Source organism: Haloarcula sp. CBA1131 (genome assembly GCF_008728975.1).
GTDB lineage: Archaea > Halobacteriota > Halobacteria > Halobacteriales > Haloarculaceae > Haloarcula > Haloarcula hispanica.
The window spans coordinates 136,333-148,330 of the sequence record NZ_RPCY01000002.1; the positions used below are offsets into that span (position 1 = coordinate 136,333).

Genomic DNA, 11,998 nt, shown 5'->3' on the forward strand with positions numbered 1-11,998 from the left:
AAGGTTAATCTTCGCGCACAACCACCACGTAGAGATCAGTTACCGACTGGCAGCAGTGATACGCCGCTTGATTTCGGCGTTCGAGACACGTATCTGGGTAGCTGCCAGCCGATGGGTGACGAGGTCGAGGAGGTCCAGTTCCGACAGTAATCTCCGGGCGTGTGTCTGGCTCAAATCGAGACGCTGGGTCACCTCGTCCAGTGAGGTGGACTGGGTAACAGTCTGTGCGAGGTCGGCCACAGTCACGTCCTGAGAGATACCGATTCCATCCGCGACGAGATTGTCGTCGCTGTCCTGTGAGTCCGCCTCAGCGAGCAGGTCGGCGACAGATCTGGCCCCCAGTCCGTCCGGTTCTTCGGGTTGGCTGTTGTCGGCCACCCTGTCCTCAGAAGGGTCCGACTCGACCGGGGAGCTGGCGTCGGTGTCGGTATCCGAATCTGTCTGCATGTCCGCAAGGCTGAGTCCGCCTGCCTGTGGCGTCGTGTCGGTCGGGTCGTGGATATCATACTCCACCATATATCGGCGCACAGTTTCGGAAGTCACGTCGGCGTCAAGCGCTTCGGTCATCTCCGGGAACGTATCGCAGGCCTCGTAAGCCGCCTGAAGTGCCTCGGGGTCCTTGTATGCTGGCACGGAATCCGACTGCGAGAGGGTCTCTGCCAGTTCATTGGACGTGCCCCCTTGATCGTCTGATGGTACTGGTATGTCAGTTCCGACAGGGACGGTAACCGTCACGTCAATCTCAACCCGCTTATCGGTCAAATCGAAGCCCTCAGCCTCGACAGATACGTCGTCGTGTATCGAAACACCACCGAATACCGGCGTCGCGAGTGTCAGGTCAGCACTGATTTCGTCGTTATCCGCTGTCGTCTGGCCCCTGACTGAGACCGATTTGACCTCAGTATCAGACGAATCTAGGCATTCGAGTACCTGCGTGAAAGTCTCAAAGGCGTCACTAACTACCATGTGACATTCACGCTCACAGACCCACTATTACATACGGGAACCGGAAAAAATTGCGATGGCACACGAAATAGACAGATTCGGCCCATCAACGATGCTACAGTCAAAATACCGTGTGTACAGAATGTGCACATCTACGGTGAAATCGAGATATCGTCCGTTTTTTACACCCTAAGAGTGTTATTCTTTCGTGCCCGAAAAGGTGGCTCTCCGCAATTCGCAGAAGAAGTGGATATACACCCTTAGAGTGTATATATTTGCGGCAGTCGAACAGGTGTCATTCACAGCCGGTAACTCCTACAACCGTTCCCAGAGTTCTGCACTCGCATCGCCGACGGCGGTCATGTCCGAATCATCGACTCCAGTGACGCCGGATTGCTGGTCGTACACAGTCTCCCCATCGATAATCGTCCGGGTAACGTCCGCACGGCTTGCAGCGCTGACGACGTAGTAGGGTGCACTCCCGTCTAACACCGGGTTCGGCCCCAGGTCAAGTGTCACGAAATCACCACGCTTGCCGACCTCGATACTACCGACAGCGTCGTCCATCCCCAGCACTGCCGCGCTGCCGATTGTCGCCCATTCGAGGGCAGTCGCCATGTCGAAGCCGCTCGGGTTGCGCTGCTTGAGTTTGTGGATACCGACGGCCGAACGCATGGTCTCGAACATATCCGGGTCCCACCCGTCGTCACCGAGTCCGATTGTCATCTCGTTGGCTTGCATCGTTTCGACGTCAGCGATACCGACGGCGTTGTTGATGTTGGAATATGGGTTGTGTGCGACGTTGACGTCGTTTTCGGCGAGGATTTCGATTTCGGACTCGGTGGAATGGACGCAGTGGGCGGCGATGACTTCGGCGTCGAAAAAGCCCATGTCTTCGAGCGCTGGCACCGGTCGTTTCCCGTAGTCGGCGATGGATTCGTGAACGTCGACCAGCCCCTCTTCGAGGTGTATCTGGATCGGGCGGTCGTGGTCGGTAGCCCGGTCGACACACTCCTCGACGATGTCCTCGGTGTTGGTAAACAGCGTGTGGAGGCAGTAGTGACCGGAGACGGTGTCGTACCGCTCCTCGGTTTCGTCGATGAATCGCTGATTCTCCGCGATGCCGTCTCTGGCCTGGGACTCGGAGTTTCGGGCCGTCGTCTCGAAGGCGATCATCCCGCGGATCGGCGTCTGTTCGACGCCCGCTGCGACGGCGTCGAGGCCGCCCGGCAGTGTGTTCGGCCCGGAGTAGTTGTCACAGAAGGTTGTGACGCCGCTCTGAAGCATCTCGGCACAGGACCCCAGTGCGGACAGGCGAGCGTCACGCTCGGTAAACGCCTCGTCGACGTTCCACCAGATATCGACGAGCGCTTCGTAGAAACTCTCTGGTGAGGCAGCGAGCGGCGCACCGCGAATCGGGAGCGCGTACATGTGAGTGTGGCAGTTCACCAGTCCCGGGATGACGACCTCGTCAGTGGCGTCGATCACGTCAGCACCGGACGCGTAGCCGTCCTCGATAGCGACGATCTCACCGTCCTCGACAACGACGTGTACCTCCGACCGGACCGTGCGCCCACCGTCCATCGTGATGAGCGTCCCTGCGTTCAGTATCACAGGTTGGGCGATACCGGCAACCGACTAAAAGCTACTCCGCCCCAGAACGGCCTTAGCGGCCATTCTCTCACAAGCCGTGTGTGGGCCGGATGTGGCGTCTCACACACTAACTGTTTTCGTCGTTCGCCCTGCCCGTACTGGCATGACAGATGTTCACATCAAAGACGCACAGGTGGTGACGGCGTCGGGCATCCAGCACGGTGAGATTGCGATTTCCGACGGAACGATAGACGCCGCTGGTCCGGCGTCGTCGGTCCCGACTCCCAGTGACCCGGATACCGTCATCGACGCGGACGGCATGGTCGCGCTCCCGGGCGCTATCGACGTGCACACCCACATGCACGACGACGAACTGTTTCCGGATGGAATCGACTTCGCGTCTCAGACTGCGAGTGCGGTCGCCGGCGGAGTGACGACGGTCATCGAGTTGCCGACGCAGACACCCGTCACGACTCCCGAAGCAATGCAGGAGAAAGCAGCGGCGTGCTCGGCGCTCGCACACGTCGATTTCGGCCTCGTCGCAGGTAATATCCAAGAGCCAGACATCGACGTGGCCGGCATCATGGACGCCGGAACGGCGGATTTCAAGACGTTCACCGCCGACCCGTACCTGGCGGGCGACGCGTCCATCGCCCGGCTCATGCGGCGCGTCGGCGATGCCGGGGGAACAGTTCGCGTCCACTGTGAGACGCAGGGACTGCTCGACGACGCGCGGTCGGCTATCGACGGCGACGAGCCCGAGGTGTACATGGACTCACGGCCGCTCGAAGCCGAGCTAGACGCGATTTCTCGGGCGGGCTACTTCGCGGAGTACGCCGACTGTCCGCTGCACGTCGTCCACATCTCCAGCGGGAGCGGCGCGCGGGAGGGCGACCGCTTCAAATCGCGAGCGAACGTTCCGGTCACGCTCGAAACCTGTCCGCAGTATCTCGCCTTCTCGAAGGGAGACGTTGCTGAACACGGGCCGTTCCTGAAAGTCAACCCTAGCCTCAAATCCGACGCCGAGCGGGAGCGGCTCTGGGATGCGGTTCAGGACGGGACGATCGACCTCATCGGCACGGACCACTTCCCGACGTACCGCGAAACTCGGGATGTCGGCTGGGATGACATCTGGGAGCCATACGCCGGCCTCCCGGGCGTCGAGACGATGGTCGAGTTCCTCGTCAGCGAGGGCGTCCACGAGGATCGGATTTCGTGGCCGCGACTACGTGAACTCGTGTGTGCGGCACCGGCCCAGAACGCTGGCATCTATCCCAAGAAAGGCTCACTGCAAGTCGGAACGGACGCGGACGTGATGCTCGTCCGGACCGAGGAGTACGAGGTCACCGCCGACGGCCTCACGTTCGTCGGTGGCTGGACGCCGTACGAGGGACAGCAGTGGAGCGCGCGCGTAGATACGGTCGTCGCCGGCGGTGAGGTCGTCGCGAAGGACCACGAAGTCCAGTCAACGGCGGGCCGTGGCCAGTTCTTGGACCGCCCGCTGTAGCGGTTTTGGTCTCCATTGACCTGATAGATGGTTCACAAATGGATGTGTGGCGTGTGCTGGCCGTGTGTGAACATGTGTCAGCCACGACAGAGGAGGTTCACCTCACAATCGAGCTAAAGCCGCAGTACGGTTTTATACCCAGTTGTACTCAGGGAGTAGTATGGGCATGACGCAAGTCACAACCCTCGAGTGTACACTCTGCGGGGTGGAGTACGACCCGAACCAGATCATCTACACCTGTCCCGAACACGAGGGCGTAAAGGGAATTCTCGAAGTGACATACGACTACGATGCTATCGACGACGCGTTCGATGGCGACCTCGGCGGGCCGATATCGAGCCAGTGGAAGTACGAGGCGTTTCTGCCAGTCGCAGCGGACGCCGATGTCGTGACGCTCAACGAGGGCGGGACCGACCTCTTCGACGCACCGAACCTCAGCGATGCCCTGGGGGTCGAAACGCTTGTCAAAGACGACGGACGGAACCCGACGGGGTGTTTCAAGGACCGCGCCAGCGCTATCGCTGTCACGAAGGCCAAACACGCCGGTCGAGACATCATCACCTGCGCCTCGACCGGGAACGCCGCCGCGTCGCTGTCGGGCTATGCCGCCCGCGGGGGGATGGACTGTCGAATCTTCGTCCCCGGTGACGCTCCGACAGGCAAGCTCGCGCAGCCACTCGTCTACGGTGCGGACGTCCTCGCTGTCAACGGCAGCTACGACGAAGCCTACGACCTCAGCGTCGAAGTGACCGAGAAGTACGGCTGGTACAACCGCAACGCGGCCATCAATCCGTTCCAGGTCGAGGGCAAGCGGACGGTTGGCCACGAACTCGCCGACCAGTCGATTGCTCGCGGACACGTCCCGGACTGGGTCGTGTTCTCGATGGGCGACGGCTGTACGATCGCCGGGGCCTGGAAGGGGTTCAAGGAGTTCTACGACCTCGGCTACGTCGACGACCACCCCCAGATGCTGGGCGTCCAGGCCGACGGTGCGTCGGCCATCCACGACGCCTTCCACGACCACGACGATATCGACGATATCGCCGAAACGCTGGCCGACTCAATCGCGGTCGGGCGGCCGCGGAACACGCTCAAGGCCTGCCGCGCGCTGGAACAGAGCGGCGGAACGAGCGTGCTGGTCTCCGACGACGAGATTCTGGCGGCAGAGAAACTGCTTGGCAGCACCGAGGGAATCTACTCCGAGCCAGCGGGCGCGACGCCCGTCGCCGGCGTCCGAACCGCACTCGACCGTGGGATCATCGAACAGGACGAAACCGTCGTCGTGGTGTCCACTGGCTTCGGACTAAAAGACACGAAAAGCGCCGAGAAGGCGACCGGTGAAGTGGATCGAATCGACCCCGACATCGCGGAGGTCGAAGGCCTGTACGGCACGGCCGAGGAAGCCGCGGCCGACGATTGAGCAGGCCGAAAAGGGATATCGTCACCTATCGAGTCGGCGGCCAGCGACCTACAGGTAGCCGTCCGCGAACTCGTCGATCATCAACCGCCGGTCCTCGCCAAGCGGATAGAGAATCGGGCACTGGCAGCCAGTTTCCGCGTACTCCCGGACTTTTTCTCGGCACTGTTCGGGCGTCCCGCTGGCGGTGAGTTTGTGAACTACGTCGTCCGGAATGAGGTGCATCCCCTCTTTGATGTCGTCCTTGTCGGCCGGCCACCCGCCGATAGTTTCGCCCACCTCGTCGATGAGGTCCTGGCTGACACCGCTGGCTTTCATAATGTGGGGCTGTTGTCCGAGATACTGCGTGATGAGTTCGCGGGCGTTGTCCAGGGCCTTCTCCTGGTCATGGTCCATCGAACAGACGACTAACTGGGGCCGGTCGATGTCGTCGAGCGAACGGTCGCCACGTTCCGCCCCGGTCTTCAGTGCGTCGAGGGCCTTCTCGTTGTACTCCGGGCTGACGAGGTAGTTCAGCAGCGCGCCGTCGGCGAAGTGGCCGGTGAGTTCCAGCATTTTGAACCCGGTTCCGCCGACGTAGACCGGGACGGTCCGCGGCCCGTCGTCGCCGTGGACCACGTCCAGTTCCACGTCGCGCATCTGGACGAACTCCCCGTCGTAGGTGACATTCTCCATGTCCAGCAAATCCTGTGTCACCTCGACGCACTCCCGCATCGCCCGCAGTGCGCCGCTGCGGTCGATGCCGACTTTCTCAGCCAGTGGGTCCCACCAGGCCCCGATACCGCACATGATGCGGTCCGGACCGGCGAGTTCTTCGAGCGTGCTCATCGACTGCGCGATCAGCGCCGCGTTGCGCGTCCAGTTGTTGATGACACCCGTCCCAAGTTTGATATCGTCGGTGACCGCGGCGTACGCGCCGAGCGGGGACACGGCGTCGCGTGCCAGCCGCGATTCGGCCTGCCAGATCTCGTCGATCCCCTGTTCCTCCGCGTACTGCACGAGTTCCACGTTCGCTTCCAGCGAGTGTTTGTCCTGCAAGTAGATCCCGACACGGTCGCCTCTCTCGAAGACCTGATTGGCGCTCATGAGACATCCTGAATTCTTCGAATGCCGATAAATAGATTTGGCAACACACACGGTCTGTGGCAGGTGTGGCCGCTCGTTTCGGCCCGTACCCGACTATCCGTTAATCCGTCTCGCGGCTGTAGGACTGCAACAGCGCCGAGGGAACCGCGAGCTGGTCGCTCTTGGTCCGGATGACGGCGTAAGCCAGTACGAGAATCGTCGCCAGATACGGGTACGTCCCCATGATCTGTGGGTTCATGAGGAACTCGACGACGGGGTTGATGACCCCGGCGAGCGGCGCGTCAGGACCCACCGTCAGCGAGATGGACTGCGAGCGAATGCGGAGCGCGTCGAGCAGGCCGAACAGATACGCTCCCACGAGCATCCGGCGGGGCCGCCACTGTGCGAAGATAACCAGCGCGACGGCGATCCAGCCCCGGCCCGCGGTCATGCCGGGCACCCAGAGCTGTGAGAACGCCAGCGAGAGGTGTGCCCCAGCCGCGCCGGCGAACCCGCCGCCGATGAGTACCGCGAGATACCGCAGTCTGAACACGGACACGCCCATCGTGTCCGCCATCTCGGGGTCTTCGCCGACGGCTATCATTTCCAGCCCGAGATTCGAATGGTGCAGGAAGTACCAAACCACGACCAGCAGGCCGAGTGCGAGGTAGTCCGTCGCCGTGCTCCGGAAAAAGGCCTCACCGATGACCGGGATATCGACGAGGTACTGTCCGACGAGCGGGAGCGTCATTTGTGGGAAGCCGTCGATTGATTCCTCGACCCAGCCAGAGCCGAAGAACGTCGTCAGACCGCCCCCAGCAGCGTCAGCATGACGCCGCTGATGACCTGGTTCGACTTCAGCGTGATACAGAGGAACGCGTGGACCAGCGCAAGCACCATCCCGAGGAGGATGCCGACGCCGAATCCGAGCCAGTGGCTCCCCGTCACGACGGTAGTGATGAACCCGCCGAGCGCGCCGACGAGCATCATGCCCTCGACGCCGAGGTTGAGGACGCCCGCCCGCTCGCTGAGGAGTTCCCCCGTCCCGGCCAGCAGGAGCACGGTCGCCGCCTGAACGGTGGCATCGAGCAGCCCGGCGATGAAGCTCACCATCAGTCGTCACCCCGCTGTGGCTGGGCCGGCGTCTCCGCTGGCCCGCGTTTTACGTCGATACCGACACGGTAGCTCTTGAAGAACTCCGCAGTGATCAGAAAGAGGATGACAAGCGCTTGGATGATCTCGACCAGCGCCGCGGGCACGCCGAACGCCACTTCCATGCTCGACCCGCCGACGAACAGCACGGCGAAGAACAGCCCCGCGAGCAGCACTTTGAGCGCGCTGTTGCGGCCGAGCAGCGCGATCGGAATGGCGGTGAAGCCGTATCCGGGTTCGAACCCGGCGCGGTAGCGACCCTGTGCGCCGGCGATTTCACTGATGCCGCCCATGGCCGCGAACGCACCGCCAACGACGAACACCAGGAGGTAGACGTAGAACTTGCTCATCCCCGCCTGCTGTGCGGCCGCATCGTTCGAGCCGACGAACGTGATTTCGAACCCGAGTCGCGTTCGCGTCATCAGGACGTAGGTCACCACGACCATACAGACGGCGACCAGTAAGCCGGCGTGGACCCCGCTGACCAGTTCCGGAATCGTCGCGGCCTCGGAGAACCGCTCGGACTGCGGGAAGTTCCCGGTCCCGCCCTGCATCGGTCCCCGGAGCAAGTAGCTCTGGATTTCGAGGGCGACGAACGTCAGCAGTAGCGAGGTGATGATCTCGTTGACGTCCCACTTCGCACGCAGGTACGCCGGGATGCCCGCCCAGATACCGCCGGCCACGGCTGCGGCGACGAACATCAGCGGGACCAGTGCGAGCCCCGGAAGCGAGACGTTCAGCCCGATCCAGGTCCCGGCGAGTGCACCGGCGACGAGCTGTCCCTCGGCACCGATGTTGAACAGTCCCGCTTTCAGCGGGAGATACACCGCCAGTCCCGTGAGAATCAGCGGCACCGCTTTCGTCAGCGTCTCGGTGAGGCCGAACTCGGTAAAGAGCGTGTCGACGAACATCGTCGCGTACGCCGCGACGGGATTTACATCAAGGACGACCAGCGCGACGGCGCTCACCGCCAGCGCGGCCAGTACGGTGAACACGGGCGTCCCGTAGGCAAGCCAGGCGGGAATCTCCTCGCGTGCGTCGACGTTGACTGCGACATTCATCAGCTCTCACTCTCCTGTGTGGCCACGGACTGAGGCGGCGACGAAGCCGTCTCACTGGCGTCGTCCCCACCTCCGCCGGTCATCTCCAGACCGATCCGTTCCCGGTCGGCCTCGGCCGGTGTCGTTTCGTAGACGAACTCGCCCTCGTACACGACGAGAATTCTGTCGCTCAAGTCGAAAATCTCGTCCAGGTCTTCAGAGAGCAGGATAATACCCGTGCCCGCCTTGCGCTGTTCGAGCAGTGTCTCCCTGATGAACTCGATTGCCCCGACGTCGACGCCACGGGTCGGTTGGTTCGCGATGAGCAGATCGGGGTCGCGGTAGATTTCCCTGGCCAGGATGAGCTTCTGGAGGTTCCCACCGGAGAGGTCGCCGGCGTTGGTCTCGGTGACGTCGCTGACACCGCGGACATCGAACTCCTCGACCAGCGTCTCGGCGTACTTCCGGAGTTCCCCGTAGTCCAAAAACGGCCGGTCGCCGAACCGGCCGTCCCTGAAGTCTTTCATCGTGGCGTTGTGCATCACCGAGAGGTCCTCGGCACAGCCGTACTGGAGTCGGTCCTCGGGGACGAACGAGACGCCGCTGTCGACGAACGTCTTCGGTTTCGCGCCAGTGATGTCCTCGCCGTTGACCACTAACTCGCCGGCTGTCACGTCACGGATGCCGGCCAGGACCTCGGCCAGTTCCTTCTGGCCGTTACCGCTTACGCCCGCAATACCGACGATTTCGCCCTGCCGAACCGTCAGGTCGATACCGGAGAGAGCTTCGATATCTCGGTTATCGGTGGCCTCAACCCCGCGTGCGCGCAGAACCGGCTCACCGAGGTCGACAGCGTCCCTGTCGATTTCGAACAGCACTTCGCGGCCGACCATCATCTCCGCGAGGTCTGCCCGGGAGACTGACGACACCTCGGCGGTGCCGACGTTTTCTCCCTCCCGGAGAACCGTTACGCGGTCGACGATGGCGTCGACCTCGGTGAGCTTGTGCGTAATGAAGATTATCGAGAGTCCCTCGTCAGTCAGCCGTTCGAGCGAGTCGAAGAGCCGCTCGGCCTCGGTCGGCGTAAGGACTGCTGTGGGTTCATCGAGAATCAGGAGGTCGACATCCCGGTACAGCGCCTTGAGTATCTCGACGCGCTGTTGCTGGCCGACATCGAGTTCCCAGATCTTTGCGCTCACGTCGATGTCGAACCCGTACTGATCCGCCAGGTCCTGAATCCGCTGCTCGGGGACGTCGAGACCGAGCGAGAACTGGCCGGCGAGCGACTGGACGAGGCTGTTGTTCCGGACCGTCGCCGGGAGCCAGCTGTCCTCGGCATCGCTGCGAAACGCTGTGGCCGGTTCACGTTCACCGAGCACGACGTTCTCGGCGACGGTCAGGCGTGGTATCAGCATGAAGTGCTGGTGGACCATCCCGATCCCGGCGTCGATAGCGTCCTGTGGCGACTCCAGGTCGAGCCGCTCGCCGTCGAGATAGATATCGCCGTCGTCCTGAGAGTAGAGCCCGTACAGAATCTTCATCAGCGTGCTTTTTCCCGCGCCGTTTTCGCCGAGGAGGCCGTGAATTTCCCCGCGCTCGACGGAGAGGTCGACGTGGTCGTTGGCGACGACCCCGGGGAACTCCTTCAGAATCCCCTCCATCCTGAGCGTGGTGTGTTCGGACATGCTCTCTGATCTTGGCCGGGTATCAACAATGTAGTGGCATAATTGTTTCCAAAGGTAGCCATATTCGCCGTCCAGAACGGGAAATGCCGGACATTTGCCAAGTATCAGTTGTTATGTGTTAGCGTCCGTTGTCGACGTCCATCCAGTCTGTCGTGACAGCCAGTAGGATAGACATATGCTGCAGATAATCACCATATACGTATGATAGATTTGGTTTTGTGGCACATATATTGATAATAGGGTAGAAAAAGCTGCACGAACGGGACAATTTAAGTGATTGTTTCTGCAATGGGAATCCGGATAGTGAATGGTTGACAAGAAACACGCCAAATCGAGACGGGAGCTACTGACAGCACTTGGGGCAGCAGGAATTACCGGACTCGCCGGTTGTAGCGGTGGTGATGACGGAGGCGATGGCGAAGCAGCCACCGACACCGCCGATGGCGGGGCTGCTGACGGGACCACAACCGGTAGTGACGGCGGGTCCGGAACGGATTCGGTCACGGCCGCCTGGGTGTACAACTCGGAGGTCGGGGACCTCGGCTGGTCCTGGGCCCACAACGAGGGTCGGGAGGCGGTCGCAGAAGAATACGACTGGCTGAAGACGGAGTACACCGAGGCTGTCGCCCCCGCTGATTCCGAGCGGGTGTTCGAACAGTACGCACAGGGTGACGCCGACATCATCTTCGGCTGTACGTTCGAGTACCAGGACCCGATGGCGGCCGTGGCGGAGCAGTACCCCGACACGTACTTCGAACACAACACCGGCTACCTGACGATGGAGAACATGGGCCGGTACATGGGCCGGATCTATCAGCCTCGATATCTCGCCGGACAGGCCGCCGGTACCGTCACGGAGACAGATACGCTGGGATACGTGGCGGCATTCCCGATTCCCGAGGTCATCCGTGGCATCAACGCCTACGCGCTCGGGCTGCGTCAGTCAACGACAGCGCGACGCTGAAGGTCAGATGGACGAACTCCTGGTTCGACCCGCCAACCGAGAGCGAGGCGGCGAACGCCCTGCTGGACGAAGACGTCGACGTGATGGCCCAGCATCAGGACTCCCCCGCTGCACTCCGTGCGGCCTCCGATGCGGGTATCTGGGCGACTGGCTACGACGCCCCGATGGGCGACATCGCCGGCGAGAACTATCTCACGTCCCCGATCTGGCACTGGGAAGAGTTCTACGGCCCGACTATCGAGTCTGTCAGGGATGGCACCTGGGAGTCCGACGCGTACTGGGAGGGTATCGACTCGGGCATCTGTAGCCTGGACGACTGGGGACCGGATGTGCCCCAAGAAGCGAAAGACACCGTCTCGGAGTCGCGGTCGGCGATACTCAACGGCGAGCGAGACGTCTGGGCCGACTCGGCGTTCGAAGGCGAGAGCGACGAGTTCCTCTTCCAGCAGATGAGCAGTTACGTCGACGCTGTCGAGGGGGAGGTCCCGAACTGATTCTGCCACCGGCACACAGCTGACGTACTCATCTGCAGTTGCTGGGGCCTTTCAGACGGCTGTGACCACGGTCGTAGTAGTATCGAGCCACGAAGACGATTTTCGGTCACGTTCACGCAAATATATTTGTTCGCTG

Annotated in this window: 7 protein-coding genes and 2 pseudogenes; 3 read left to right on the plus strand and 6 right to left on the minus strand. The window is 61.9% G+C overall.

The features are described from left to right. Positions 1–39: 39 nt before the first annotated feature. Positions 40–966, minus strand: coding sequence for a hypothetical protein (locus tag Har1131_RS16030; protein WP_014031275.1), 927 nt, complete (start codon positions 964–966; stop codon positions 40–42). Between the two features lie 294 nt (positions 967–1,260). Next, positions 1,261–2,559, minus strand: a complete 1,299-nt coding sequence (locus Har1131_RS16035) for an amidohydrolase family protein (protein WP_151147428.1) — start codon at positions 2,557–2,559, stop codon at positions 1,261–1,263. Between the two features lie 142 nt (positions 2,560–2,701). On the opposite strand from Har1131_RS16035, the gene Har1131_RS16040 reads away from it, so the two are divergent. Then, entirely contained in the window at positions 2,702–4,045 is a 1,344-nt protein-coding gene (locus Har1131_RS16040) for a dihydroorotase family protein (RefSeq protein ID WP_151104089.1), read from the plus strand. 160 nt (positions 4,046–4,205) lie between these two features. Beyond that, the gene (thrC, locus tag Har1131_RS16045) at positions 4,206–5,465 is read left to right on the plus strand and encodes a threonine synthase (RefSeq protein ID WP_151104088.1); all 1,260 of its coding nucleotides are present in this window, start codon (positions 4,206–4,208) and stop codon (positions 5,463–5,465) included. 48 nt (positions 5,466–5,513) lie between these two features. On the opposite strand, the gene Har1131_RS16050 is transcribed toward thrC, so the two are convergent. The 4 genes and pseudogenes from Har1131_RS16050 to Har1131_RS16065 all read right to left on the minus strand — a co-directional run bounded on the left by Har1131_RS16050 (position 5,514) and on the right by Har1131_RS16065 (position 10,404). Beyond that, positions 5,514–6,548, minus strand: a complete 1,035-nt coding sequence (locus Har1131_RS16050; protein WP_151147431.1) for an LLM class flavin-dependent oxidoreductase — start codon at positions 6,546–6,548, stop codon at positions 5,514–5,516. Positions 6,549–6,648: 100 nt separating this feature from the next. Next, a pseudogene (locus tag Har1131_RS22730) lies at positions 6,649–7,640 on the minus strand (ABC transporter permease). Then, positions 7,640–8,740 carry an ABC transporter permease gene (locus Har1131_RS16060; RefSeq protein WP_014031281.1) on the minus strand — a complete coding sequence of 367 codons (1,101 nt, stop codon included), beginning with the start codon at positions 8,738–8,740 and terminating at the stop codon, positions 7,640–7,642. Before Har1131_RS16060 ends, Har1131_RS22730 begins: the two are co-directional and overlap by 1 nt. Continuing rightward, complete coding sequence (locus tag Har1131_RS16065) at positions 8,740–10,404, minus strand: ABC transporter ATP-binding protein (RefSeq protein ID WP_151147434.1); 1,665 nt, start codon at positions 10,402–10,404, stop codon at positions 8,740–8,742. The genes Har1131_RS16060 and Har1131_RS16065 overlap by 1 nt, the downstream gene beginning before the upstream one ends. Before the next feature lie 307 nt (positions 10,405–10,711). On the opposite strand from Har1131_RS16065, the pseudogene Har1131_RS16070 reads away from it, so the two are divergent. Further along, positions 10,712–11,862: pseudogene (locus tag Har1131_RS16070) on the plus strand (BMP family ABC transporter substrate-binding protein). The last annotated feature ends 136 nt before the right edge of the window (positions 11,863–11,998 follow it).